The sequence below is a fragment of the Xanthomonas sp. LMG 12459 genome, from assembly GCF_009192905.1.
In the GTDB taxonomy this organism is placed as follows: domain Bacteria; phylum Pseudomonadota; class Gammaproteobacteria; order Xanthomonadales; family Xanthomonadaceae; genus Xanthomonas_A; species Xanthomonas_A sontii.
Genome location: NZ_NSGT01000037.1, coordinates 1 through 25,368, shown reverse-complemented (window position 1 = coordinate 25,368; position 25,368 = coordinate 1). Strand labels below are relative to the sequence as shown.

Annotated in this window: 19 protein-coding genes; 7 read left to right on the top strand and 12 right to left on the bottom strand. The window is 70.0% G+C overall.

Annotated elements, in window-relative coordinates; translation table 11 throughout:
- Positions 1-101: 101 nt before the first annotated feature.
- The 4 genes from CEK65_RS10345 (at position 102) to CEK65_RS10330 (ending at position 5,722) form a co-directional block, all read left to right on the top strand.
- Complete coding sequence (locus tag CEK65_RS10345; RefSeq protein ID WP_152181657.1) at positions 102-2,546, top strand: GH92 family glycosyl hydrolase; 2,445 nt, start codon at positions 102-104, stop codon at positions 2,544-2,546.
- A gap of 75 nt (positions 2,547-2,621) precedes the next feature.
- A complete protein-coding gene (locus tag CEK65_RS10340) occupies positions 2,622-3,797 on the top strand; it encodes a LacI family DNA-binding transcriptional regulator (protein ID WP_152181656.1) in 1,176 nt (391 codons plus the stop codon).
- A gap of 184 nt (positions 3,798-3,981) precedes the next feature.
- On the top strand, positions 3,982-4,425 hold the full coding sequence (locus tag CEK65_RS10335) for a DUF2231 domain-containing protein (RefSeq protein ID WP_152181655.1): 444 nt from the start codon (positions 3,982-3,984) through the stop codon (positions 4,423-4,425).
- Positions 4,418-5,722: a sorbosone dehydrogenase family protein gene (locus tag CEK65_RS10330; RefSeq protein WP_193314751.1), complete on the top strand. Its 1,305-nt coding sequence runs from the start codon at positions 4,418-4,420 to the stop codon at positions 5,720-5,722. Before CEK65_RS10335 ends, CEK65_RS10330 begins: the two co-directional genes overlap by 8 nt.
- Before the next feature lie 128 nt (positions 5,723-5,850).
- On the opposite strand, the gene CEK65_RS10325 is transcribed toward CEK65_RS10330, so the two are convergent.
- From CEK65_RS10325 to CEK65_RS10305, 5 genes are all read right to left on the bottom strand, one after another.
- Positions 5,851-8,403: a polynucleotide kinase-phosphatase gene (locus CEK65_RS10325; RefSeq protein ID WP_152181654.1), complete on the bottom strand. Its 2,553-nt coding sequence runs from the start codon at positions 8,401-8,403 to the stop codon at positions 5,851-5,853.
- Positions 8,404-8,419: 16 nt separating this feature from the next.
- Positions 8,420-9,820 (bottom strand): 3' terminal RNA ribose 2'-O-methyltransferase Hen1, encoded by a 1,401-nt coding sequence (locus CEK65_RS10320; protein ID WP_152181653.1) that lies wholly within the window; start codon positions 9,818-9,820, stop codon positions 8,420-8,422.
- A gap of 264 nt (positions 9,821-10,084) precedes the next feature.
- The gene (locus CEK65_RS10315; protein WP_226980541.1) at positions 10,085-11,167 is read right to left on the bottom strand and encodes a macro domain-containing protein; all 1,083 of its coding nucleotides are present in this window, start codon (positions 11,165-11,167) and stop codon (positions 10,085-10,087) included.
- Positions 11,168-11,658: 491 nt separating this feature from the next.
- A complete protein-coding gene (locus CEK65_RS10310) occupies positions 11,659-14,790 on the bottom strand; it encodes an efflux RND transporter permease subunit (protein WP_152181651.1) in 3,132 nt (1,043 codons plus the stop codon).
- A 15-nt stretch (positions 14,791-14,805) separates the two neighbouring features.
- Positions 14,806-16,014 (bottom strand): efflux RND transporter periplasmic adaptor subunit, encoded by a 1,209-nt coding sequence (locus CEK65_RS10305; RefSeq protein WP_226980540.1) that lies wholly within the window; start codon positions 16,012-16,014, stop codon positions 14,806-14,808.
- Positions 16,015-16,104: 90 nt separating this feature from the next.
- Between CEK65_RS10305 and CEK65_RS10300 the strand changes: the two genes are divergently transcribed.
- Complete coding sequence (locus tag CEK65_RS10300; protein WP_051067644.1) at positions 16,105-16,836, top strand: response regulator; 732 nt, start codon at positions 16,105-16,107, stop codon at positions 16,834-16,836.
- Complete coding sequence (locus tag CEK65_RS10295) at positions 16,833-17,936, top strand: ATP-binding protein (protein ID WP_152181650.1); 1,104 nt, start codon at positions 16,833-16,835, stop codon at positions 17,934-17,936. Before CEK65_RS10300 ends, CEK65_RS10295 begins: the two co-directional genes overlap by 4 nt.
- Before the next feature lie 12 nt (positions 17,937-17,948).
- On the opposite strand, the gene CEK65_RS10290 is transcribed toward CEK65_RS10295, so the two are convergent.
- Both CEK65_RS10290 and CEK65_RS10285 read right to left on the bottom strand, forming a co-directional pair.
- Positions 17,949-18,560: a cytochrome b gene (locus tag CEK65_RS10290; RefSeq protein WP_152181649.1), complete on the bottom strand. Its 612-nt coding sequence runs from the start codon at positions 18,558-18,560 to the stop codon at positions 17,949-17,951.
- 44 nt (positions 18,561-18,604) lie between these two features.
- On the bottom strand, positions 18,605-19,198 hold the full coding sequence (locus CEK65_RS10285) for a TetR/AcrR family transcriptional regulator (protein WP_148829739.1): 594 nt from the start codon (positions 19,196-19,198) through the stop codon (positions 18,605-18,607).
- Positions 19,199-19,620: 422 nt separating this feature from the next.
- Between CEK65_RS10285 and CEK65_RS20975 the strand changes: the two genes are divergently transcribed.
- Positions 19,621-19,776 carry a hypothetical protein gene (locus tag CEK65_RS20975; RefSeq protein WP_017910105.1) on the top strand — a complete coding sequence of 52 codons (156 nt, stop codon included), beginning with the start codon at positions 19,621-19,623 and terminating at the stop codon, positions 19,774-19,776.
- Between the two features lie 39 nt (positions 19,777-19,815).
- Here the strand turns inward: CEK65_RS20975 and CEK65_RS10280 are convergent, their stop codons facing one another.
- The 5 genes from CEK65_RS10280 to CEK65_RS10260 form a co-directional block, all read right to left on the bottom strand.
- On the bottom strand, positions 19,816-20,055 hold the full coding sequence (locus tag CEK65_RS10280) for a DUF1653 domain-containing protein (RefSeq protein ID WP_017915702.1): 240 nt from the start codon (positions 20,053-20,055) through the stop codon (positions 19,816-19,818).
- A gap of 193 nt (positions 20,056-20,248) precedes the next feature.
- Positions 20,249-21,238 (bottom strand): MBL fold metallo-hydrolase, encoded by a 990-nt coding sequence (locus CEK65_RS10275; RefSeq protein ID WP_152181648.1) that lies wholly within the window; start codon positions 21,236-21,238, stop codon positions 20,249-20,251.
- A gap of 118 nt (positions 21,239-21,356) precedes the next feature.
- The gene (locus tag CEK65_RS10270) at positions 21,357-22,655 is read right to left on the bottom strand and encodes a carbohydrate porin (protein WP_193314750.1); all 1,299 of its coding nucleotides are present in this window, start codon (positions 22,653-22,655) and stop codon (positions 21,357-21,359) included.
- Between the two features lie 282 nt (positions 22,656-22,937).
- Entirely contained in the window at positions 22,938-23,867 is a 930-nt protein-coding gene (locus CEK65_RS10265; protein WP_026144587.1) for a dihydrodipicolinate synthase family protein, read from the bottom strand.
- 109 nt (positions 23,868-23,976) lie between these two features.
- On the bottom strand, positions 23,977-25,368 hold a 1,392-nt coding region (locus CEK65_RS10260; RefSeq protein ID WP_226980539.1), incomplete at its 5' end, for an MFS transporter.

Genomic DNA, 25,368 nt, shown 5'->3' with positions numbered 1-25,368 from the left:
CGGCATGGGCGCGACGGTCCGGCGACGGCCGGGCCGCCGTTTTCGCCGTCCACGACCGCGCCGTCGCGCTTGCCGCGGTCGTCCACTACAGGATCCATCGCATGACGTCTTCCCCGCTGCCCTCCCTGCTGCGCACGTTGGCCCTGTCCTTGCTGCTGGTGACGCCGGCACTGGCCGCCGCGCCGCGGCTCAGTGCCGAGGTCAACACCTTCATCGGCAGCAAGGACGACGGCAACACCTTCCCCGGTGCCTCGGCGCCGTTCGGGATGATCCAGGTCAGCCCGATCGGCGCGCACTACGCCGGCTGGCGCTACGACGATCCGCAGATCCGCGGCTTCGGCCATTCCTTCCTGTCCGGCGCCGGCTGCTGGGAGCAGGGCGGGCAGGTCTCGGTGCTGCCGGTGACCGGGCGCATCGGCCCCGGCGGCGCGTTCGATACGGGCGACCCGAAGGCGTTCGACCACACCCGCTATGGCGCGCGCTACCAGCACGACGGCGAGCGCGGTCAGGCCGGCTACTACAAGGTGCGGCTGACCGATTATGGCGGCATCGACGCCGAAGCGACCGCACTGACCCGCGCTGCGGCCGAGCGCTACACCTTTTCCACCTCGGGCGAGGGCCACGTGCTGGTCAACATCGGCCAGGCCAACGCCCGCCACACGGTCACCGGCAGCACCCTGAACGTGGTCGGCGACCGCGTCGTGGAAGGCAAGCTGGTGACGCAGAGCTTCTGCGGCGGGCACCAGTACACCACCTGGTTCCGCCTGGAGTTCGATCGCCCATTCAAGGCCTTCGGCACCTGGGGCGAGGCCGGCGGCGTGCCGGGCTCGCGGCATGGCATGGAGGGCGAGGGCAAGCCCAGCGGCGCGTGGCTCACCTTCGACCTGAGTAAGGGCCGCGCGGTCACCGCCATCTCGGCGATCTCGCACGTGGACGCCGAGGGCGCGCGCAACAACCTACGCAGCGAAGGCATGGCCAACGGCCGCCTGCTCGGCTTCGATGCGATGCGCGCCCGCGCGCAGCAGGCCTGGGACAAGGAACTGGCCAGCGTGCGCGTGCAAGGCGCCAGTGGCGACGACCGCGTGGTGTTCTACACTGCGCTGTACCACGCGCTGCTGCAGCCGCTGACCGGCAGCGACGCCGATGGCCGTTACCGCGGCTACGACGACGGCATCCACCACGCCGACGGCTGGACCTATCACGAGTTCTTCTCGCTGTGGGACACCTATCGTGCGCAGAACCAGTTGCTGGCGTTGTTGCGGCCGCAGCGCGCCGCCGACATCGGCCGCTCGATCCTGGCGATCAATGCACAAGGTGGCTGGCTGCCGCGCTGGGGCTATGCCAACTTCGAGACCAACGTGATGACCGGCGATCCGGTCACGCCGTTCCTGGTCGACCTGTGGCGCTTCGGCGCGCTGCAGGGGCGCGAGGCCGAGGCCTACACCGCGCTGCGCCGCAATGCGTTCGAGATGCCGCCGTTGAATTCGCGCCACGCCGGGCGTTCCGGCAATGCCAACTACCTGGCGCAGGGCTTCGTGCAGTACGACCGCGCGTTTCCGTCCAAGGGCATGGATGTCGACCCGCACCACGGCGGCTCGGCGACGCTGGAGTACGCGCTGGCCGATTGCGCGCTGTCGACCATGGCCGGTGCGCTGGGGCATGCCGAGGACGCGGCGGTGCTGAACCGCCGTGGGCGCAACTGGCGTTCGATCTGGGATCCGTCGGTGCGCGATACGCAGACCGGCTTCACCGGCTTCCCACGGCCGCGCACCGAAGACGGGGCGTGGTACACGCCGGCGGATGGCCATTACGATCCGCGTTCGCAACACGGCTTCCACGAGGGCACGGCCTGGCAGTACCAGTGGCTGGTGCAGCAGGACGTGCCGGGCCTGGTGGAGGCGATGCACGGGCCGGAGCAGACCGCGCGCCGCCTGGATACGTTCTTCGCCTACGACGCGCTGCTGGCCGACCCGGCCGGCGCGGCGCGCAAGGAATGGGTGATGGGGCCGTACAGCTACTACAGCCAGTTCCGCTACAACCCCAACAACGAACCGGACCTGCATGCGCCGTGGATGTACACGCTGATCGGCCAGCCGTGGAAGACCAGCACCGTGCTGCATGCGGCGCAGACGTTGTTCACCAATGCGCCCAACGGCGTGACCGGCAACGACGACCTGGGCACGATGTCGGCGTGGTACCTCTTCAGCGTGATGGGCCTGTACCCGGCGGTGCCCGGCACCGGGCAGTTTCTGCTGCACGCGCCGCGCTTCTCGCGCATCGAACTGGACGTGGGGCCGGGCCGCACGCTGCGCATCGACGCGCCGCAGGCCGGGGATGGCAAGCTGCGCTACGTCGGTGGCGTGTCGCTGGATGGCCGTGCGCACGCGCCGGTGTGGCTGGATTGGGCGCAGTTGCACCAGGGCGGACGTCTGCGTTTCGACCTGCGTGACGCGCCACAGCCGCAGGGCTGGGGCACGCAGCCGCAGGACCTGCCGGTGTCGCCGTGCGCGGCGCCGCCGTCCGCCGCCAGCCTGGGCTGGCGCTGAGTCCGTGCCGTCGCGCGGCAGGCGCGCGCAGCCGATGGTTTACGCTGCGCATCTCGTCCGAAGGGAAGCGATCCGATGAGCCAGAAGCGTCCACCCGGAACCGGATCCGCAGGCTCCAAGGCGGCCAAGGCCGCCGCGCGCAAGGCGGCGCCGGTTGCGGCGGAGCATGCGGACAAGCCGAAAAAGGCCACAAAGACCGCACCGGCCGCCGCCGCGCGCGACCGCCAGCGGGTGGTGACCGTCACCGACATCGCCGATGCGGTCGGCGTCTCGCGCGCGACCGTGTCGCTGGTGCTGCGCGGCAGCCCGCTGGTGCATGCCGACACGCGTGCGCGCGTGGAAGCGGAACTGAAGCGGCAACGCTACGTCTACAACCGCGGCGCCGCCAATCTGCGCCGGCGCACTTCGACCTGCGTGGCCCTGGTCATCAACGACCTGGCCAATCCGTTCTTCGCCGAGTTCGCCGCCGGCGTGGACGAGGCGCTGGGCGAGCAGGGCTACGTGACCCTGCTCGGCAGCACCGGCGAATCGCCCGCGCGGCAGCAGGCCGTACTGGCCTCGCTGATGGAACACACGCCGGCCGGCGTGATCCTGTCGCCGGCCGAGGGCAGCGACGCCGCCGAACTGCACACGGTGCTGGACGCACGCGCGAACGTGCTGCTGTTCAACCGCGAACTTGCCGGCGCCGACGACTGGGGTTTCCTCGGCCTGGACAACCAGCGCGGCGCGCAACTGGCCACCGAGCATCTGATCGCGCTCGGCCACCGCCGTATCGCCTTCTACGGCGGCCATGCCGATTCCAGTTCCTGCCGGCAGCGCCGCGCCGGCCACGCGCAGGCGATGCGGCAAGCCAGGCTGCCAGTCGACCCGGCGTGGCTGATCGAGTCCGCGCCCAATCGCCTGGAAGCGGCCGCGCGCCACGGTGACCTGTTCGCCCACGACGCGCCGCCCACCGCGGCGGTCTGCTACAACGACACGGTCGCGCTGGGCCTGATGCTGGGCCTGCTGGCGCGCGGCATCCGCCCGGGCCAGGACTTCGCGATCACCGGCTTCGACGACATCCCCGAGGCCGCGGTGAGCACGCCCGCGCTGACCACGCTCGCCGCGCAACCGCGCGCCCGCGGCCGCCAGGCGGCGCAACTGGTGCTGGAGCGGCTGGATGCGGCCGCGCCGCCGCGCAGGACGATCGTGCCGGTGAGCCTGTCGGTGCGCGAGAGCAGCGGCGCGCCGGTCGCGCGCAAGCGCACCTAGCGCGGCGAACGCGGCGGCGGCCGCCGCGACGATGCGCGATGGCACTCGGTGCGCGCAGTGCCATCGCGACGCCCTCTAGACAGAGGCGGGCAGATAGTGGGTTGCACCCTCACAGCGGCGCGTCCCGCGGGTTCGTGCTGAGCGAGCGCTTCGCCCCCTTCTTCCTTTCGTCGAGAGCCGTCTCATGCATCTGCAGACTGCACCGCGCCGTTCCGTGATGGCCAACGCCTTCTACGGCCTGCTCAATCCCATTCCGTTCGGCTGCTTCGTCGCCGCGCTGATCTTCGATATCGTCTATGCCCGCAGCGGCGTGATCCTGTGGACCAAGGCGGCGGCCTGGCTGATCGCGATCGGGCTGGTCATCGCCATCGTGCCGCGCCTGATCAACCTGGTGCAGGTCTGGATCACTGCGCGGCGCTCCACGCTGCCGGTGGAGCGGCTCGACTTCTGGCTGAACCTGTTTGCCATCGTCGCCGCCATCTTCAATTCCTTCGTGCACAGCCGCGACGCGTATGCGGTGGTCCCGGCCGGGCTCTGGCTCTCGATCCTCACGGTCGCGTTGTTGGCGATCGGGCATGTGCTCATCGCCATCCGCACCACGCCACGCGAGGGTTACGTCCATGGCTAAGCGCCTGTGCCTGTCCGTTTTCGCGCTGAGCGGCGCAGTGGCCCTGGCCGCCTGCGGCGGCAAGGCCTCGCTCGAGCCCACCCAGCAGGCGGGCAACGCGCCGCCGCTGCCGCAGCCGCGCAACTTCCTGCTGCCTCCGATGCAGGTTCCCGAGGGAGTGGGCTGGAAGGAGGGGCAAGCGCCCACGGTGGCGGCTGGCCTGAAGATCGAGAAGATCGCTGGTGGCCTGAAGCATCCGCGCCAGCTGTACGTGCTGCCCAACGACGACGTGCTGGTGGTGGAGGCCAATTCGCCAGGGATGGAACCCGTCACCACGCCCAAGCAACTGATCGCGGGGCTGGTCCAGAGCCGCTCCGGCAAGAGCGCCAAGGGCGGCAACCGCATCACCCTGCTGCGCAGGACTGCGGACGGCCGGTGGGAACAGCATGCGTTCCTGAAGGGGCTGCACTCGCCGTTCGGGGTGCAGCTGATCGGCGATGCGCTGTACGTCGCCAACACCGACAACATCATGAAGTTCCCCTACGTCCCCGGCAAGACCGAGATCACCGCGCCCGGCACGCTGTTCGCCGATCTCCCCGGCACCATCGAGCACCATTGGACCAAGGCGCTGCTGGCCAGCCCCGACGGACGCAAGCTGTACGTCGGCGTGGGTTCCAACAGCAACATCGGCGAGAACGGGCTGGACGTGGAGTACCGCCGCGCGGCCGTCCTGGAAGTGGACGTGGCCTCGGCCAGCAGCCGCATCTTCGCCTCGGGCATCCGCAATCCGACCGGACTGCAGTGGGAGCCGCGCACCGGCAAGCTGTGGGCGATCGCCAACGAGCGCGACGAGATCGGCGCCGATCTGGTGCCCGACTACCTGACCTCGGTGCAGGACGGCGGCTTCTACGGCTGGCCGTACAGCTACTATGGACAGAACGTGGATGTGCGGGTCAAGGACCAGCGCCCGGACCTGGTGGCCAAGGCGATCAAGCCGGACTACGCGCTGGGCTCGCATGTGGCCGCGCTGGGCCTGTGGTTCTCCCGCGGCGATGCGCTGCCGGCGAAGTACCGCGAGGGTGCGTTCGTGGCCGAGCACGGCAGCTGGAACCGTTCGCCGCTTAGCGGCTATCAAGTGGTCTACGTGCCGTTCCAGCAGGGCCGGCCGGTCGGCCCACCGCAGACCGTGGTCAGCGGCTTCCACTCGCAGGATGAGTCGCAGCTATACGGCGCTCCGGTCGGCCTGGCGCAGGACAAGGACGGCGCGTTGCTGATTGCCGACGATGTCGGCAACAGCGTCTGGCGTGTGCGCTTCTGACCGGTCGCACGACGCCGCCCACCGGTATGTGGGTGGCGTCGTCTGTACGCGATGCCGCCTGGGCGCGGTGCGGTCTGTGGATCGCCCGGGCGCGTGGCTGGATGGCGGAACAGCACGGACATGGGAGGTTACAGCCGTACGTCCACCGGCTCGCTTTCCAGCGCCAGTACGCCGAACACGCATTCGTGCACGCGGTAGAGCGGTTCCTGCGCGACGAAACGCTGCAACGCTTCCAGGCCCAGTGCGAACTCGCGGATGGCGAGCGACTGCTTGGTGCGCAGACCACGCTGGCGTAGCCGATCGAGGTTCTGTGGTTCGGTGTATTCGGGTCCGTAGATGATGCGCAGATACTCGCGGCCGCGGCACTTGATCGCCGGTTGTACCAACCCACGCTTGCTGCGTGCCAGGCCTTCGACCGGCTTGATGACCATGCCTTCGCCGCCCTGTGCGGTCAGCGCTTCCCACCAGGCGACGGCATCGGCCACGCTGGCCTCGTCGGCCAGGTCGACGAATATGTGCCGGGTCAGCCGTACCAGCGGTTCGACGTCGGCCAGGCGGCGGGCGATGTCCAGGTGCCAACGGTGGTCGCGCTCCAGGCCGACCACGCCTTCGCAGGCCAGCACGTGGAACGGCGCGATCTTCAGGTCCTCCAGGCCGTTCACTGCCCAGCAGTAGCGGCGATAGGCGTCGACGAAGCGGCTGGCGTCGCTGTGGCGCGCCTGCGCCTGCTGCTGCCAGGACTGCACGTCGATGCCACGCGCGGCGGCCGCGTCCAGCCAGGTGCGGGCGGTGGCAAGCGCCGCGGTGGCGGCGGCGCCGGTCGGTGCGTACTGCTCGCGCAGCAGTTCCTGGGCCTTGGCCGACCACGGCAGCAGTTCCGCATCGAGCACGATCCAGTCGGTATGCAGTTCCTCCCATAGGCCCGCGTGCTGCAGTGCCGCGTCGAGGCGGTCGAGCAGGGCGTTTTCCAGTTCGCGCTCGCCGAAGAAGCGGCGACCGGTGCGGGTGTAGACGACGCCACGGCCATCGTCGCCGATGCCGAAACGTCGCTGCGCGACACCGGCATCGCGGCACAGCACGACGACCGCACGCGAGCCCATGTGCTTCTCTTCGCACACCAGCGTGGCGATGCCTTCCTGGCGATAGAAGTCGAGCGCTTCCTGCGGGCGTTCGAGCAGGTCGCCGGACTTGGCGGTCTCCGGCGGCGCCATGGTCGGCGGCAGGTACACCAGCCAGCGCGGATCGATGGCGAAGCGGCTCATCACCTCAAGCGCGGCGATGCTGTTCTCCTCGCGGATGGTGACGCTGCGGAAGGCGCGGGTGTCGATCACGCGCTTGCCAGCGACATCGTCCAGGTCGAGCAGCAAGGCCTCGCGCGGCGTGGTGGCCGCGGCGCTCGCGTCCTCGGCCGGAAGCAGCGGCTTGACCGGCGCGTAGTACTCGCGCGCGGCCGCGACCGACACCAGTTCCTTCTCCGGATAGCGCAGCGCGGTGAGCTTGCCGCCGAACACGCAGCCGGTATCGAGACAGATGGTGCGGTTGACCCATTTCGGCTCCGGCGTCGGCGTATGGCCGTACACCACCATCGCCGGGCCACGATAGTCGCGGGCCCAGTCGGAACGGACCGGCAGGCCGAATGCGTCGATCTCGCCGGTGGTCTCGCCGTACAGCGCGAACTCGCGCACGCGTTGCGAGGTGCGGCCCTGCAGCTCCTGCTTGAGACCGGCGTGGGCGACCACCAGCTTGCCGTCGTCGAGCACATAGTGGCTGACCAGCTTGTCGATGAAGGCGGCGACCTCGCGGCTGAAATCCTCCGGCTCGGCCTGCAGTTGTTCCAACGTCTCGGCCAGGCCGTGGCTGATGCGCACGTCGCGTCCGGCGAGCTTGCGCTGCAGCTTCACGTCGTGGTTGCCGGGCACGCACAATGCGGTGCCGTTGCCGACCATGTGCATGACCAGGCGCAGCACGCCGGGCGAATCCGGGCCGCGGTCGACCAGGTCGCCGACGAAGACCGCCTTGCGTCCTTCCGGCGCGGCGACCTCGGGTGCCTCGCGGGTGCCGCCGACGGTGTAGCCCAGGCGGCCGAGCAGGGCGACCAGTTCGTCGCGGCAGCCGTGCACGTCGCCGATCAGATCGAACGGCCCGTGCTCCTCGCGGCGGTCGTTCCAGACCTTGATACGTTCGATCGTGGCGGCCGCCACGTCCTCCACCGAGCGCAGCACGCTGACGTGGCGGAAGCCCTCGCGTTCCAGGCCGCGCAGGCCCTTGCGCAGCGCCTGTTGCTGGTTGCGGATGACGTGCGGGCCGAAGTTGCGGTCCGCACGCGCACTGTTGCGGTCCTGGCATACGCGCTCGGGCAGGTCGAACACGATGGCGCAGGGCAGGACATGGAACTCGCGCGCCAGTTCGACCAGGCGCTTGCGGTCTTCCGGGCGCACGTTGGTCGCGTCGACGACGGTCAGGCGGCCGGCGGCCAGGCGCTTGCGCGCGATGAAGTAGAGCACCTCGAAGGCGTCGCCGGTGGCGGTCTGGTCGTTCTCGTCGTCGGCGACCAGGCCGCGGCAGGCATCGGAGGAGATCACCTCGGTCGGCAGGAAGTGGGTGCGGGCGAAGGTGGACTTGCCGCTGCCTGACGGGCCGATCAGGGCGACCAGGCTGAGCTTGGGAATGCGTATCGTCATGAGGATGCCGAAAAGGTCAGGCCATGTCGCGGGTAAACACCGCCATCTGGGTCGGCGGGCCGACCTCCGGATCGTCCGGGCCGATGGGGGCATGGCGCACGCTGTAGCCGTTGCGCTGCGCCACGCCATCGGCCCAGGCGCGGAATTCCGCGCGCGTCCACTCGAAGCGGTGGTCGGGGTGGCGGAAACGCCCGGCCGGCAGGGTCGGGAAGCGCACGTTGTACTCGCTGTTCGGCGTGGTGATCACCACTGCAGGCGGCCTGCCGAAACCGAACAGGGCGCGCTCGAACGCCGGCAGGCGCGGCGCGTCCATGTGTTCGATCACCTCGATCGCGCAGGCCGCATCGAAGCCTTCGATACGGCGATCGCGGTAGGTCAGCGCGCCGTGGGCCAGGGTGATGCGTTGACGCTGCAGCGGCGGCAGCCGTTCGAGGTGCAGCCGATCGGCAGCATGATCCAGCGAGCGCAGCGACACGTCGATGCCGAGCAGGTGCTCGATCTGTGGCTCCTTGAGCAGCAGGCCAAGCAGGCGCCCTTCGCCGCAGCCTAGGTCGACCACGCGCCGCGCGCCCAGGGTGCGCAGCGTCTCGACCACGGTCTGCATGCGTTGGTCGTTGAGGCTGAGCGGACGTTCGATCGCGTCCTCGGCCGCTTCCTTGCGCTCTTCCTGGGCGTCGATCGCCTCCTCTTCATCGTCCAGCAGGCGCGCCAGCGCCGCACGCACCAACGGCTTGTGGCGGCGTAGGTAGCGGCCGACGATCGCCTCACGTTGCGGGTGCGCGGACAGCCAGGTGCCGCCCTTGTCGAGCAGCTTCTCGATTTCGTCGTGGCCGACGTAGTAGTGCTTGTCGCCGTCGATGGCCGGCAGCAGCACATACAGGTGGGTCAGCAGATCCTGCAGGCGCACGGTCCCGGCGAGCTGCAGGCGCACATACGGACTGTCGCCCCACTCGGGAAAGCGCGGATCCAGCGGCAGGCGCTCGACCGTTACGGTGTAGCCAAGCGGTTCGAACCAGGCCTGCAGCAGTTGCTCGCCGCCGCGACACCGCAGCACCGGAATCTCCGCTTCCAGCGCAATGGGCGTGTCCGCCAGCGCCTGGCGACTCTTGCTGGTGCCGGCCATGGCGGTGCCGAACACGCGCTTGAGCGCGACCGAGAGGAAGGAACTGGCAACGTACGGCCGGTCGTTGACGTACTGCGACAGGCTGCCTTCGGCTTCGCCGCGACCGCGCACCAGCCCCACCGGATCGATGTCCAGCATCAGCACTGCGGTGCAACGGGTGTGGTCGGCCTGTGGGTAGAACACCCGGGCGGTACCGAACGGCAGGTCGACCTCGTGGGCACGCTCGGGGTGCTTGACCAGCAGGTAGCCGAGATCGGTGGCGGGCTGGGTGGTGGTGGAGAGGGACAGCAGCACGGTGTGATGGCTTCGCGAGAAAGGCCGTGAGTCTACCGCGCTGCCATTGCCACCGTGCGGGGGCTGGGCAGGTGCGCTGGTCACCGCTGGCTTGAATGGCGAGTGCGCATGGCGGTGGATGTGGCGCGCCACCAAGGACTCGGCCGTGTCTGTCAGGACGATCGAGGGTGCCGGTTGTCGACCCATAGTCGCCGCGATGCGGTGCCACCTTACCGCGATTCGCGCTGGATTGAATGCGTGTCGGCGCGCCTGGCAGCGCCGCGCTCAGTGCAAGCGAATCCAATCCAGCGCCAGTAGCGTCTCGATTGTCGTTGTCGCAGTACGCCGCTGTTCTTCCGGCGCCGCAATCGCGTTTGCATCCCGCAGATGGGCAATGAGCTGCTGTGCATCGTGCCGTTGCCCGGGATGCGCCACCTGAAGCCGGCGCGCGGCCTGGAACACCGTCATGATGTCCTCGGCCTGGTCGATGTTCCTGATCTGTGCGAACAGGTCCACGGCTTTCGCGATCTCGGTGTCGTAAGGCGCATACGCCGCGGCGAACCGCGCATGCTCCTTGTCGTACTGCGGCGAGGCGCGCAGTGCCATGGTCCGCCCCTGCGGCTGCTCCTGCAGCCAGTTGCGGTTGGCCAGGTCGGTCAGGATCGGCCGGACGTCGCCCCGGCGCGGGCCGCGGCCGGCAGTGCCGAAGGTCAGCCCGGTCGGTACGCCCAGTTCGGTCATGGCCCAGCAGAGCGTCTGGAACAGCGTGCGCCCGATCGGCCGCGCCTCCGGCCGGGCCTGCAGCCGCCGCAGCACTTCCATGATCGCGATCCAGCCCGGCTGGGGCACCGTACGTTTGCCGATGCCCTCGGTCGAGGCGTTTGCCGGCCGCGTCAGGAAGGCGGTTTCGAGTTGCGCCAGCGGCGTGCCGTACGGCGCATAGACCTCGATGTCGACCGGCAAGTGCGCCAGCGTGCGGTAGATCAACGGGCCGACCTCCTCCCAGGCCAGACCGCCGTTGCCGCAGCCGAGCGGCGGCAGGGCAAGACTGCGCACGTCCCATTCGCGCAGACGCGCGGCGAGATAGTCCAGCCCTGCCGCGATGTCCTCCAGCCGCGACGGCGAGCGCCAATGGCGCTTGGTCGGGAAGTTGAGAATGCGGAGGCCGCTGGCGTCGTCGTACAGATAGGGCTCGCCGATGTGCACGCGGCCTTCCCGGCAGCGCACGGCATAGTCCTCGAACATCGCCGGATAGCGCCGCTTGAACGCCTGCGCGATGCCCTTGCCCATGATGCCGGTGCAATTGATCGCATTCGTGAGGACGTGGGCGTGGCTGGCGAACAGGTCGCCGATTCGTGCCTTGAACATGGTGCGATCCATCGATGGAGAGATCCCCGTGGTGGCGCCTGTCGCTTGCCCGCACTGACAGGCGCCGCGTGTGCGGTGGTGCTGTCCGCGGCCTGGCCCAGAAAGGCCGGCGAGGTGCTGCCGACGTCAGCGCATGTGCGCACCTGGCTGTCCTGCAGCAAGGGGCGCCAGGGCAGCAGCGGGGGGCGCGCAAGCATGCGGCAGCGGCGTCTCACCTCCTGAGATCGGGCGAGACCAGGAGAAGAGGTGCGGCTCAGTGCCGATCGATGGCAGCGATTCTTTTTCGTGGGAGCGGCTTCAGCCGCGACAGGCATTCCCAGTGATGCCTCGTCGCGGCTGAAGCCGCTCCCGCAGGCGCTTGCGGCCAGCCAGTCGTGTGCACTGTGGGAGGGACTTCAGTCCCGACGCATTGCGCCATCGGAAAAGCACATCACGTCGCGCGGCGCGGCTGCACGACAGTCGACGGCCACAATGGCAGCGGCAGCGCCGATCTAGTTCTCGGCAGACGCACCCCCGCCGCGTCGCGCACGCCAGCGCGCCACCCGCTCCTGCAGCCCCACCACGCAGACGAAGAATGCCGGCACGAAGAAGATCGCCAGCACGGTGCCGCTGACCATCCCGCCGAACACGCCGGTGCCGATGGCGTGCTGGGTCTCGGCGCTGGCGCCGCTGGCCAGCATCAGCGGCACCACGCCCAGGGCGAAGGCCAGCGAGGTCATCAGGATCGGGCGCAGGCGCAGGCGCGCGGCGTTGGTCGCCGCCTCGAGCAGGCCCTGGCCGTCGCGGTGCAGTTGCCGGGCGAACTCGACGATCAGGATGGCGTTCTTCGCCGACAGGCCGATGATGGTGATCAGGCCGACCTTGAAGAACACGTCGTTGGGCAGGCCGCGCAGCATCACCGCGGCCACCGCACCGAGCAGGCCCAGCGGCACCACCAGCATCACCGACAGCGGGATCGTCCAGCTCTCGTACAGCGCCGCCAGCACCAGGAACACCACCAGCGCCGACAGCAGCATCAGCAGCGGCGCCTGCGCGGCCGACTGCCGCTCCTGCAGCGATTGCCCGGTCCAGGCCACGGCGAAGCCCGGCGGCAGTTGCGCGGCCAGCCGTTCCATCTCGGCCATGGCCGCGCCGCTGGACACGCCAGGCGCGGCGCCGCCGGTGATGCGCACGGCCGGGAAGCCCTGGAAGCGCGCCAGCTGCTGCGGCGCGTCGGTCCAGGTGGCGGTCACCACTTCGCGCAGGGGCACCATGCCGCCCTCGGTGCTGCGCACGCGCAGGCCCAGCACGTCGTCCAGTTGCATGCGCGACGCGGCGTCGGCCTGCAGGATCACCTGCTGCATGCGCCCGGCATTGGGGAAGTCGTTGACGTAGAGCGAGCCCATCGCTGCCGACAGGGTGTTGCTGATCGCGGAGAACGGCAGGCCCATCGCTTCGGCATGCTGGCGGTCGATCTCCAGGCGGATGCTCTTGCCCGGCGGCAGGCCGTCCTGATACACGCCGCTGACCACCTTGCTGTCCGCGGCCAGTTGCAGCAGCTTCGCCTGCGCCGCCATCAGCGCGGCCTCGCCGCGGTTGCCGCGGTCCTGCAGGTACAGGGTGAAGCCGGAAGAGGTGCCGAGCTCGTCGATGGCCGGCGGCAGCAGGCTCATCACCGTGCCCTCGGGCAGGTCGGCCATGGCCTGCTGCACGCGGTCGGCTTCGTCGCTGGAGGTGGCGCCGTCGCGCTGGTCCCAGTCCTTGAGCATGGTGAAGGCCATGGCCGCGTTGGTGCCCGAGCCGGAGAAGCTGAAACCCAGGATCACCAGGTTGGAGGCCAGCGCGGGACGCGTGGCGACGTGCCGCTCGAACGCCTTGACCACCGCCAGCGTGCGCTCGCTGGTGGCATCGGTGGGCAACTGGATCGAGGTCATGAAGTAGCCCTGGTCCTCTTCCGGCAGGAACGCCGAGGGCAGCACGCGCATGGCGAAGACCAGCGCCACGCACAGGACCGCGAACACCGCCAGCACCCGCGCGCTGCGCCGCAGCAGCCGCGCCACGCGTGCGGCATAGCGGCCGGTCAGGCGCTCGAAGCCGCGGTTGAACGCGCCGAAGAATCCGCGCTTGGCATGATGGCCGGGCGCGATCGGGCGCAGCAGGGTGGCGCACAGCGCCGGGGTCAGGGTCAGCGCCAGGAACGCCGAGAACAGGATCGACACCGCCATCGCCAGGGTGAACTGCTGGTAGATCACGCCCACCGAGCCGCTGGCGAAGGCCATGGGGATGAACACCGCGGTCAACACCAGGGTGATGCCGACCACCGCGCCGGTGATCTCGCGCATCGCCTTGGTCGTGGCCTGCCGCGGCGGCAGGCCTTCGCTGGCCATGATCCGCTCGACGTTCTCCACCACCACGATGGCGTCGTCGACGATGATGCCGATCGCCAGCACCATGCCGAACATCGTCAGCACGTTGATCGAGAAACCGGCCAGCAGCATCACCGCGAAGGTGCCCAGCAGTGCGATCGGCGCGACGATGGCCGGGATCAGCGTGTAGCGCACGTTCTGCAGGAACAGGTACATCACCAGGAACACCAGCACCATCGCTTCGAGCAGGGTCTTGACCACCTGCTTGATCGAGAGCTTCACGAACGGCGCGGTGTCGAACGGGATCGAATAGCGCATGCCGGTCGGCATGCTCGCGGCCAGTTCCGCCAGCCGTGCCTTCACCGCCTGCGCGGTGCGCACCGCATTGGCGCCGGGCGAGAGCTGGATCGCCGCGCTGGTGGCGGGAGCGCCGTCCTCGCGGTTGGAGAAGCCATAGGACTGTGCGCCCAGCTCCACCCGCGCCACGTCGCCCAGGGTCACCCGCGCGCCGCCGCTGTCGGCACGCAGCACGATGGCGGCGAACTGCGCGGGCGTGGTCAGTTGCCCGGCCACGGTCAGCGGCACGGTCAGGCGTTGTCCGCGCACGGTCGGCTCGTCGCCGAGGCGGCCGGGAGCGATCTGCGCGTTCTGCTGTTCGATCGCCTGTGCCAGTTCGGTCATGGTCATGCCGTAGGCGACGAGCTTGTCCGGGTCCACCCACACGCGCATGGCCTGCTCGGCGCCGAACAGCTGCACGCGGCCGACGCCGTCGATGCGCCGCAGTTCCTGCACGATGTTGCGGGCCAGGTAGTCGTTGAGCGCCACCTCGTCGTAGCGGCCGTCCGGCGAGGTCAGGCCGACCAGCATCAGGAAGCCGGACGCGGCCGATTCCACCTGCAGGCCGTTCTGCCGCACCGCCTGCGGCAGGCGCGGCTCCACCGCCTTGATGCGGTTCTGCACGTCCACCTGCGCCAGCTCCGCATTGGTGCCGGGCTTGAAGGTGGCGGTGATCTGCGCGCTGCCCGAGGTGTCCACCGTGGACTCGAAATACAGCAGGTTCTTGACCCCCGACAGCTCGCGTTCGACCAGGCTCACCACCGAGTCGTTGAGGGTCTGCGGCGTGGCGCCGGGGTAGGACGCGATCAGCGACACCGAGGGCGGCGCCACCGAGGGATAGCGCGCCACCGGCAGCTGGCCGATGGCCAGGGTGCCGAACAGCACGATGAACAGCGCGATCACCCAGGCGAAGACCGGGCGTTCGATGAAGAACTGTGGCATGGCGGCGTTCCCGGCTCAGTCCGCGGCGGCGGTGGCGACCACCGGCGGCTGCCACGCACGCGCCTTCACCCGGGCGCCGGCGCTGAGCCGGTCGATGCCTTCGACCACCACCTGCTGCCCGGGTTGCAGGCCGGCGACGACACGGTAGTGCCCCTGCACCAGTTCGCCCAGCTGCACCGTCGCGCTGCGCACCTGCGCATTGGCGTCCAGCACCCACACCTGCGCGCGCTTGCCGACATGGGTGACCGCCTGCTGCGGCACGCGCAGCGCCTGCGCGTAGTGGGCGCGCGGCACCCGCGCCCGCACGTACATGCCGGGCAACAGGCGCCGCTGCGGGTTGTCGACGAGGATGCGCAGCAGCACATCGCCGGTGCCGGCATCGACGTTGATGCCGGAGAACAGCACGCGCCCGCTCAGTCCCGAGGGCGTGCCGCTGCGGTCGAGGATCTGCGCCGGCAGGCCGTCGTCGCCGGTGGCCTGCGCGCGCGCGGCCGGATCCAGCGGATCCAGGTCGCTGGCGGACTGGCGCACGTCGACGTAGACCTGGTCGATCTGCTGGATCACCGCCATCGGCGCGCTGTCGCTGGGCGAGACCAGCGCACCCTCGGTGAGCAGTGCCTGGTCGATGCGGCCGTCGATCGGCGCGTCGACGGTGGCGAAGGCCAGGTCCAGGCGCCGCCGCGACAGCGTCGCCTTGGCCTCGGCGACCGCCGCGGCGGCCTGGCTGCGCTGCGAGGCGGCGTCGTCGTACATCTGCCGGCTGACCATGCCGGATTCGACCAGCCGCTGTAGCCGGGCATGCTGCACGTCGGCCAGCACCTGCGCGGCCTCGGCACGGTGCAGTGCGGCCGCGGCGGTGTCCATGTCGGCCTTGAACGGTGCCGGGTTGATCTGGAACAGCGCGTCGCCGCGCCGCACATCGGCGCCCTGCTCGAAGAAGCGACGCTGCACGATGCCGCCGACCTGTGGGCGGATCTGTGCGCTGCGCAGCGCGGCCACGCGCCCGGGCAGGTCCACGCTCACCGTCATCGGCGCAGGGTGCAGGGTCACCGCGGTGACCTGTACCGGCGCGGCCACCGCTTGCGGCTGCGCGCCGCCGCCGCAGCCCGCCAGGGCCAACGCCAGCGCGCCGCCGAGTCCCAGAGTCCGTACCTGTTGCCGCATGCCCATGCCTCGTGCCTCGTCGCTGCCGCCGCGGATGCGGCGGACGCCAAAGCCGCGCATGGTCGCGGCCGCGGGTTGCGCGGCGTTCGATGCGATGTGGAGATATGATGGAGATCCGCCCGTCCGGGCCGATGCGCCTTCGCTGCCTCCATGTCCGTTTCCTCTCCGGGCGCCGCCGTGCCCGCGTCCGCGCCGCTGGTCCTGATCGCCGAAGACGAGAGCGAGATCGCCGAGATCCTCAGCGCCTACCTGGCGCGCAGCGGGCTGCGCAGCGCCCACGCCGCCGATGGCCGCGCCGCGCTGGACCTGCACCTGGCGCTGGATCCGGATCTGATCCTGCTGGATGTGCAACTGCCGGCGGCGGATGGCTGGAAGGTGCTTGCCGAACTGCGCCACCGGGGCGAGACCCCGGTGATCATGCTCACCGCGCTGGACCAGGACATCGACAAGCTGATGGGCCTGCGCCTGGGCGCCGACGACTACGTGGTCAAGCCGTTCAACCCGGCCGAGGTGGTGGCGCGGGTGCAGGCGGTGCTGCGGCGCATCCGCGGCAACGGCGCCGAGGAGGCGCGCAGCCTGCGCGTGGGCGCCTTCCATGTCGATCTGGACCAGCACGAGGCCAGCGTGCGGGTGGGCGAGCAGCGGCACACGCTGGACCTCACGCTCACCGAGTTCAAGCTGCTGGTGCGGCTGATGCGCGCGCCGAAGCGGGTGTTCAGCCGCGCCGAGCTGCTCGACGCCTGCCTGCCGGAAGGCGACACCCAGGAGCGCACCATCGACAGCCACATCAGCAAGCTGCGCAAGAAGCTGGAGGCGCTGGGCGTGCAGGGCACGCCGGCCAGCGTGCGCGGCGTCGGCTACCGGTTCGGATCCGGCGCATGAGCCGCGCCCCCGGGCTGCGCCGCCAGGTCATCCTGTCGCTGGGCGCGCTGGCGCTGTGGATCATCCTGCTGTCGGTGGTCGGCTCCTACGTGTTCTACGCGCTGGCGGCGGCCTACCAGCCCAGCAGCATCTCCGACACCTGGGTGCCGTCGCGGGTGGAGATGATGTGGATCGGCGCCACCGCCGCACTGGCCGTGGCGATCGCGGTGGCGGTGGCGGTGCGGCTGTCGCGGCGCATCCTCACCCCGTTGAACTCGGTGGCGCACAGCCTGCGCGAAGTCGCCCAGGGCAACTTGCACGCACGCGCGAGCATGGATGCGCATGCGCTGGGCGAGACCGCGCAGCTGGTGCGCGACTTCAACGCCATGGCCGACCGCCTGCAGGCGATGACCCGCGAGCGCGCATTCTGGAATGCCGCCGTCGCCCACGAACTGCGCACGCCGGTGACGATCCTGCGCGGGCGCCTGCAGGGCCTGGCCGAGGGCGTGTTCGCGCCGGACGTGGCGGCGTTCGAGAGCCTGTTGCGGCAGGTGGAAGGCCTGAACCGGCTGATCGAGGACCTGCGCGTGCTCAGCCTCACCGACAGCGGGCACCTGGAGTTGCAGCCGGCGCCGGCCGACCTGGCGCGGGAAGTGGAGGCCGTACTGCATGCCTTCGGCGCCAGCCTGGACGCGCGCGGGCTGGTGCTGGAACCCGTGCTGGCGCTGCGCACGCCGGTGCTGTGCGATGCGGTGCGCATCCGCCAGGCGCTGATGGCCTTGCTCGAAAACGCGCAGCACTATGCCGAGCCGGGCCCGCTGCGGGTGGGCGTGCAGGCGGACGCGGGCCAGTGCGTGCTGTTCGTGGAAGACACCGGCCCCGGCATCGCGCCCGAGATCGCCGCGCGGGTGTTCGATGCGTTCCGCCGCGGCGATCCGTCGCGTTCGCGCAAGAGCGGCGGCAGCGGCCTGGGCCTGGCGGTGGTCAAGGCCATCGCTGTGGCGCATGGCGGCGATGCGCTGTGCCTGCCGGCCGGCAGCGGCACGCGGTTCGAGGTGCGCTGGCCGCTGGCGCCAGCGGAGGCCGCGACGCGCACAGCGCAGGTGCCGGCGTCGCGCTAGACGCGCGTTGGCTCAGGCGGAGGTCGCGTCGCTGCGCCCGCGCGGTGTACGCCCCGGCAGCATGCGGGTCAGCACCTCGTCGCGCCGGACCCAGTGATGGAACAGCGCGGCGGCCACGTGCAGCAGTACGACGACCCATGCGATCCATTTGCCGATGAAGTGGTGCACCACGTCGATCGGCGCTTCGAACGCCTCCCAGCTCAGGTGCCAGGTGCGGCTGATCCAGGCGAACAGCGCGGTCTCGTTGAAGCCGGGAATGCGGAACAGGCCGAGGTCGGTCGGCGCGCCGGTGCCGATGTAGCCGGTCAGCGGCATCACGATCAGCAGCGCGTACAGGCCCCAATGCGCCAGCTGCGCGAGCCGGTGTTCCAGCGCCGAGCCCGGCGGATCGTCCGGTTGCACGTCCAGCCAGCGCCACAACAGCCGCGGCAGCACCAGGAACCCGACCAGCAGGCCCAGCACCCAGTGCAGGTTGAGCACCGGCAGCGAGGCGTCCGACGTGTCGTCCATGAACCAGATGACGTAGTACACCACCGCATAGGCGCCGATGAAGGCGGCGGCGGTGGTCCAGTGGAACAGCTTGGCGAGGGCGCCGAAGCGCTGTTCGGTATTGCGCCAGTGCATGTGCGTGATCCTGGTCGAGTGGCGAGGCGGGGAGTGCTGCGGAATCAGGGCGTGCGCAGGCTGTCGAGCAGCCGGTCCAGGGCGTCCAGCGCGTCGGCCAGCCGTGCGTGCAGGTCGGCGTCCGGCTCGGCGATCCAGAACGCCGCCTCGGTGATCGCGCCGTAGAGCATGCGTGCCATCACCCCGGCATGCAGCGGCGCCACCGTGCCGGCGGCGATCAGGGCTTCCAGCGCCGCCTGTAGCGCGGCGATGCCCACCGACTGCGCCGCCGGCGGCACGTCGCCGAACACGGCGCGCGCGTCCTGCAGGATGATCCGGCGGATCTCCGGTTCCAGCGCCAGTTCCAGGTAGGTGCGGCAGCGGCGGCGGAAACCGTCCCACGGCGTGGGCGCGGCGTCGGACACCGCCTGCAGGCGCAGGCCCACCTCGGCCTCGATCTGCTCGATGACCGCGATCAGCAGGCCGTCCTTGCTGCCGAAGTGGTGATACAGCGCGCCGCGGGTAAGACCGGCCTCGGCGGTCAACACGTCCATCGAGGTGTGCGCGAAGCCGTGCGTGGCGAACGCCTGCCGCGCCACAGCCAGCAGGCTGGCGCGGGTGGTCTCGATCATCTCGCGGCGGCTGCGGCGCTGGCGCATGGGCGGGCCTTCATTCACATACGTGGCGTACGTTATTTGCGTACAGGGCGTATGTCAATGTGTCACGGTCGATTCGGCGTGCGCTGGGCGGCTTGGCCGGCACGGCAGCCGGTGCGCTCCGAAGGCCTGAGATTCGAGTGGCTTGCCCGTCCTGCGAACGTCTCGGCCAGCGCCTCTCAGGCATCGACAGCGCGATCGCGGCGGCGTGTGGGATGCGCCTGGTCGCAAACCCAAATGATGCTGGTGCCTGTCGCGAAGGCCGTCGTAAAGGGCGCCGTCGCGGCGGCTCAGGACTGCGCGACGGAACCGCCCATCGTGCGCATGCGATGCACCGGCATGACGCCGACGCACCGTCGCACTAGCCAAGGCCTTCACTGCGGGTGTGGTCTGGTGACCGCTGTGCAACCGAATTGGAGTGTCGAATGGACACCACGCTGATGCCCTGGGTCGCCGGACTGTTCGTCCTGCTCATCGCCGCGATGCTGTATCTGGTCACGCGCGCCAAGAAGAACCGCAACCGCCCGGCACAGGATCACGCCGCGACCAAGAGCGACGTGGACAGCGCCGCCAAGCGCTAGCGTCTCGCGTCGGGCGCGGCGCGGTCGCCCGCGCCGTGCTCAGGCGTCCGCGTCGATCGGCGCGAAGCGCGGGCGGCGTACGCCGTCGATCTCCACCTGCTCGACGAACATCGGATACGGCCGCACCCACAGCGTGCCTTCGCCGTACAGCGGCCGGTACAGCACCAGCGGTTCCAGCGTCTCGCTGCTGCGGACCACGCCCAGCACCTCGTATTCGCCGCCCTTGAAGTGGCGGTAGCGGCCGAGGGCGATGGAAGGCAGCGGGCTGAGGTCGCGCATGACGGTGTCCTAGTGGGCGGGAGCGCGAGTGTAGCCGTCTGCACTTGCGCTCTCTCTGCGTCGCGAGGGCGAATTGCGCGACCGAGGCGGTTCGCCGCGTCGTGACGACGGAGCGCTCCTGCGGGGGGATCTCAGGCAACCGGCCTTGAGAAGCGCCGTCCATCGTCGCCCGCACGCTTCACTTCTGCGCACGTCAAGGCGCCAAATCGGCGAAGTCGAACGCCTGCCCCGGCTCGGCGGCGACGAAGTCCGCCGCGGCGATGCCGGCCAGGTGCAGTGCCGCGGCCAGCGCTTCGCGCGGCTCATCACGCCCTTCGTCGGTGAGCTGGAAGGTGCCCCAGTGGATGCCGAGCGCGCGCCGCGCGCCGGTGTCGCGGAAGATCCGCACCGCTTCGGTGGGGTCGATGTGCTGTGGCGCCATGAACCAGCGCGGCGCGTAGGCGCCGATCGGGATCAACGCCACGTCGGGCGCGCCGTGCCGGTCGCGGATCTCGCGGAAGATGGCGCCATCGCCGTAGCCGGTGTCTCCCGCGAACCAGACCGATCCCCGCGCGGTCTCGACGAAGAAGCCGGACCACAGCGCCATCCTGCGGTCGGCGATGCCGCGGCTGGACCAATGGTTGGCGCGGGTCAGCGTCGCCGTCGCGGTGTCGCCGATCGGCAGCCGGTCGTGCCAGTCGCCGGTGGCGATGCGCGCATCGGGCACGCGCTTGCGCAGCAGGACGTCGTTGCCCAGCGGCATCACGAACAGCGGCTGGTGCGCGTCGTGCAGCGTGCGCAAGGTCGCCAGGTCGAAGTGGTCGTAGTGGTTGTGGCTCAGCAGCACCGCATCGATGGGCGGCAGGTCCGCGAAGCGGATGCCCGGTGCCGTTACCCGCTTGGGCCCTGCGATCTGCGAAGGGCTGGCGCGCTGCGACCACACCGGGTCGGTGAGCAGGTTGAGGCCGGCGGCCTGGATCAACAGCGTGGCGTGGCCGACCATGGTGATGCGCAGGCCGTCGTGCCGCGGTGCAGGCATGGCCGGCGTCACCGCGACCTGCGCGGGCCAGCGCACCGCGCCCATGGCGGCTTTCCAGCGTAGGACCTTGCCCAGCGCGTTGTCGATGGTGGGCTGGCCGGGGTTGAAGAAACGCACACCGTCGAAATGGTCGCTGACGGGGCCGCGGTAGTAGGGGTTGGCCATTGAGGCGCGATCCGGATGACGCAAGGGGAGGGAAGGTTACCCGCCAGCGGCGCAAGCGTGCGTGCGCGCCTGCCTCGGCTGCCGCGATATCTGTCCCCGGCCGGTGCCAAGTGCGGCCTCACTTCGGCGTGCCCAGCCCACCCATGTTGAGCATCACCCGCAAGCCGATCACCAACGCATCGTCGGGCGCACGGCGCGCCGCGGGATTGCCCAGGATGTCGGGATGGACGATGTACTGCACGTTCGGCACCAGGAACAGTGGCGTCTGCGCGATGCGGTAGCTGTAGTTGAGTTCGAACATGAGTTCGTTGCGCGCGATGTCCGCGGCTGCGCCGCGCTTGCGCAGCAGGTCGTTCATGTAGCCCTGCTGGTCCGCACTGAAGCGGTAGTAGTGCGCGATCGCGCCCATGCCGTCGCCGGGCCGCGCCGCGAACGGGCCGCTGTAGTACAGGCCGGCGGTGACCTGCAGGTCGTAGACCTGGTGCTTGTCGAACGGTGCGGCGATGTTGCCGAAGGCGACCAGCATGCGCTTGCTTGCCATGCCCTGCGGCCGGTACAGCGCGCGTTCGCCGAGCGCGTAGGCGCCCCAGCGCCCGCCGTCGTACAGGCGCGCGGGGCCGCCGACCAGCCCGCGCAAGCCCCCGGCCTGGTTGTAGCGCAGGTCGCTGTAGTCGGCGGAGTTGTACCAGAGGCCGGCGAGGTAGCGCGGTGCGCCCTTGCCCCGTGCGGGATCGGGTTCGTAGCCGACCTCGAGCGTGCCCAGCACGCCGGTGCTGTCGGCGGTGCTCCAGTCCAGGCCGTGGTTGTTCTTGCGCTGCGGGTTCAGTTCGAATGCGCCCACCGAGACATAGGTGGCCTCGGGCTTGTAGCGCAGCTTCGCGCCCCAGTTCACGTAGGGAAAGCCGACGAAGCCGCCATCGGCCTGGCTCAGCTGGAACGGGCAGTCCGAGGCGCTGACGAAGCGGCAGCCGTAGCGGCTGCGCGCGAATTGCCAGGTGGTGTTCATGCGCCCGGCGACCAGTTGCCAGCGCCCGTCGGCGAAGGTCTGTTCCCAGGTCAGTTGCGCCAGTTGCGCCTGCTGCTGCGGGTACCAATAGCCCTGCACCTTGACGCCGTTGCCGATCTGCCGCTGCGACAGGCTGTCGCCGTAGTACCGGGCGCCGGTGGCGTGTAGCGTGGCGCCGGAAATGCCGAACAGGCGTTGCAGATCCAGGTCGGCGCCGGCGACCACGCCGCCGGCGTTGCGATCGCCGCGCGACAGGCCGCCGTCGACGTTGCGCGCATAGTCGTTGGACCAGACCAGGCGCGGCGCGATGCCGTGGTCGTCGAGCCATTGCGCGGTGTCGGCGGCAATGGCGGTGGCCGGCAGGGCGGCGGTCGCCGCCAGCAACGAGACGCAGGAGAGAGAACGGGACATGGGACGCTCCACGGACGAGACGAAGCACTCGCCGGACGTGCGCGGTGGGTGCGCGGCGACGCGGCAGTGCGCGAAGGGAAGACACCTTCCGGTCGTGGAGCCGCAGCACGGCGTCGCGTCCGTCGGCGACGGACACGCCTGTGTGCAGACCTGTGGGGGGACCGGCAAAGACACGCGAGGGCAGACCGGAACGCGTTGCGCGGCGCCGAGGCGCACGCCATCGCCGCAGCGGATGGGCCGCGCAACTGCGCGGCCCATCGAGCTGGAGACAACCCGTGCGGGTCAGCCCACCTTGCCGAGGCCGGCGGCGGCCATCGCCGCAGCGATCTCCTTGTCGGCGCCCTCGGCCAGCGGCAGCAGCGGCGAACGCACCGTGGCGTGATCGAGCAGGCCGCGCGCGACCAGCGCCCACTTCAGCGCCACCGAGCCTTCCATGTGCGAGCCGCGGTGATAGACGCTCTTGGTCACCGGTAGCAGGCGGTCGTGCAGTGCGCGCGCCTTGGCATAGTCCTTGGCCTTGCCCGCGGCGATCATCTCCAGCAGCGGCTCCGGGGCGATGCAGCCGTAGCCCACCAGCGCGCCATCCACGTCGAACATGGTGTGCAGCAGATACTCGTCGTGGCAGGTCAGCACCGGCACGTGCGGGCGCTCCTTGCGGAACACCGGGATCTCGGTGTCCCAGCGCTTCATGTTGCGCACGCCGTTCTTCATCGCGACCACGCCCGGCAGCGCGGCGATCTCCAGCAACGTTTCCAGGTCGTAGGTGGCCTTGGTCGCGTCCGGGTACTGGAACAGGATCATCGGCAGCCCGCTGGCCTCGTGGATGGCCTTGTAGCGGTCCTGCGGCGCGCCCTTCTGGTAGCCGAAGCGCAGCCAGCCGTGCGACGGATAGATCAGGCCGGCGGAGGCGCCGGCGGCGACCGCGCGCTTGGCTTCGTCGGCGGCGACGCGGGTGCCTTCCAGGGTGATGCCGGCGATGATCGGGATGCGGCCGTCGACGGCGTCGCGGAAGGCGGTGATCACCTTGGCCTGTTCGTCGCGCTCCAGGAACGTGCCTTCGCCGGCGTGGCCGAGTACGGTCAGGCCCTTGACCCCGTCGATGCCGCCGAGCCACGCGCCGATGCGCTTGATCGCGGGATAGTCGACGGCGCCGTCGCGGGTGAACGGGGTGACCGGGGCGGGGACCAGGCCTTTCAGGTCGATGGTGCTCATGCTCATTTCCTCTTCTTTGGATCAACGGGGGATGGAATCGAACGCGGGGTCCGACGGGGGTGGTGCGGAGGTGTGGCGCGATGCGCCGGCGGCAGTGCCGGCGCTGCGTTCAGGGCGACAGCTGCTCCAGCGATTTGCCCTTGGTTTCCAGGGCGAAGCGCCAGGTCACGACGGCGCCGGCCAGCAGCACGGCGGCGAAGGCGGCGAACACGTAGCGGATGCCGAGTCCGGCGATCACCGCGCCGACCAGCAGCGGCCCGCAGGCCGAGCCCAGGCGCAGCCAGGCGCTGCCCAGTCCGGTGCCGATGGCGCGGATGCGGGTGGGGTAGAGCTCGGCCGAATACAGGTACAGCGAGAAGGTGATGGTCTGCACCGCGGCGTAGCCGAGCGCCGCGAACACCAGCACCTGCGGCGCCGAGGTGCCGCCGAGCGCCGCCAGCGCCAGCAGCGGCAGCCCGCCGGCGGCGAACGCCAGCCCGTACCAGCGCTTGCGCCCGACCTTGTCGATCGACAGCGCGCAGGCCACTGCGGCGGCGACGCCGGCCAGCGAGGTGAAGAAGCCATAGGCGATGCTCTGCTGCAGCGACAGCCCGAAGTGCGTGCGGTACAGCGTCGGCAGCCAGGTGATGATGCCGTTGGCCACCAGGTAGGAGCAGAACCACAGGCTCCAGATCACCAGGGTGCGCTTGCGATAGACGCTGCCGAACAGCTCGCGCCAGTCCGAGCGCTGCGCCTTGGGCAGCGCGCTGCGGTCGAACACCGGCGCCGGCAACGGGCCATGGCGGCGCTCGGCGCTGCGTTCAAGTTCGGCGACGATGGTGTCGGCCTGGGCGTAGCGGCCCTTGGCGGCCAGCCAGCGCGGCGATTCGAACATGAAGAAGCGCAGCGGAATCATGATCGCCGCCGGGATCAGCCCGACCATGAACATCGCCTTCCAGCCGTAGGCCGGCACCAGGAAGTAGCCGATGCCGCCGGCGGCGACCAGGCCGAGCAGGAACATCACCTCATACAGCAGGAAGAAGCGGCCGCGCTTCTTCGAGCCGATCAGTTCGTTGATGTAGGCGCTGGCCACCGGCACCTCGCCGCCGGTGCCGATGCCCTGGACGAAGCGGAACGCGATCATCGCCGCGGCGCTGCCGGCGAACAGGCAGGCCACGTCCATCGACACGAACAGCAGGATGGTGAACAGCAGCACGTGCAGGCGGCCGATGCGCTCGGCCAGCCAGCCGAAGAACACCGAGCCCAGCAGTTGGCCCAGGTAGCCGGCCGACAGGATCGTGCCGATCTGCGCCGGCGACAGCTGCCATTCCTTGGTCAGCACTGGCATCGCGTAGGCGATGGCGATCACCGTGTAGCCGTCGAAGAACGTGGCGGCGCCGACGATGTTGCGCGCCCACCACACCTTGCGGGTGATCGGCAGGCGTTCGAGGCGTGCGCCGATCTCCGCCTGCGCCTCGGCGATGGAGGGGGTGCGGGCGGTGGCGTTGGCGGTGGGGGCAGG

Excerpts from the sequence above, each read along its gene's own strand:
- CEK65_RS10345 (WP_152181657.1), top strand. The coding sequence starts at position 102 with ATGACGTCTTCCCCGCTGCCCTCCCTGCTGCGCACGTTGGCCCTGTCC.
- CEK65_RS10340 (WP_152181656.1), top strand. The coding sequence starts at position 2,622 with ATGAGCCAGAAGCGTCCACCCGGAACCGGATCCGCAGGCTCCAAGGCG.
- CEK65_RS10335 (WP_152181655.1), top strand. The coding sequence starts at position 3,982 with ATGCATCTGCAGACTGCACCGCGCCGTTCCGTGATGGCCAACGCCTTC.
- CEK65_RS10330 (WP_193314751.1), top strand. The coding sequence starts at position 4,418 with ATGGCTAAGCGCCTGTGCCTGTCCGTTTTCGCGCTGAGCGGCGCAGTG.
- CEK65_RS10325 (WP_152181654.1), bottom strand. The coding sequence starts at position 8,403 with ATGACGATACGCATTCCCAAGCTCAGCCTGGTCGCCCTGATCGGCCCG.
- CEK65_RS10315 (WP_226980541.1), bottom strand. The coding sequence starts at position 11,167 with ATGTTCAAGGCACGAATCGGCGACCTGTTCGCCAGCCACGCCCACGTC.
- CEK65_RS10310 (WP_152181651.1), bottom strand. The coding sequence starts at position 14,790 with ATGCCACAGTTCTTCATCGAACGCCCGGTCTTCGCCTGGGTGATCGCG.
- CEK65_RS10305 (WP_226980540.1), bottom strand. The coding sequence starts at position 16,014 with ATGCGCGGCTTTGGCGTCCGCCGCATCCGCGGCGGCAGCGACGAGGCA.
- CEK65_RS10300 (WP_051067644.1), top strand. The coding sequence starts at position 16,105 with ATGTCCGTTTCCTCTCCGGGCGCCGCCGTGCCCGCGTCCGCGCCGCTG.
- CEK65_RS10295 (WP_152181650.1), top strand. The coding sequence starts at position 16,833 with ATGAGCCGCGCCCCCGGGCTGCGCCGCCAGGTCATCCTGTCGCTGGGC.
- CEK65_RS10290 (WP_152181649.1), bottom strand. The coding sequence starts at position 18,560 with ATGCACTGGCGCAATACCGAACAGCGCTTCGGCGCCCTCGCCAAGCTG.
- CEK65_RS10285 (WP_148829739.1), bottom strand. The coding sequence starts at position 19,198 with ATGCGCCAGCGCCGCAGCCGCCGCGAGATGATCGAGACCACCCGCGCC.
- CEK65_RS20975 (WP_017910105.1), top strand. The coding sequence starts at position 19,621 with ATGGACACCACGCTGATGCCCTGGGTCGCCGGACTGTTCGTCCTGCTC.
- CEK65_RS10280 (WP_017915702.1), bottom strand. The coding sequence starts at position 20,055 with ATGCGCGACCTCAGCCCGCTGCCTTCCATCGCCCTCGGCCGCTACCGC.
- CEK65_RS10275 (WP_152181648.1), bottom strand. The coding sequence starts at position 21,238 with ATGGCCAACCCCTACTACCGCGGCCCCGTCAGCGACCATTTCGACGGT.
- CEK65_RS10270 (WP_193314750.1), bottom strand. The coding sequence starts at position 22,655 with ATGTCCCGTTCTCTCTCCTGCGTCTCGTTGCTGGCGGCGACCGCCGCC.
- CEK65_RS10265 (WP_026144587.1), bottom strand. The coding sequence starts at position 23,867 with ATGAGCACCATCGACCTGAAAGGCCTGGTCCCCGCCCCGGTCACCCCG.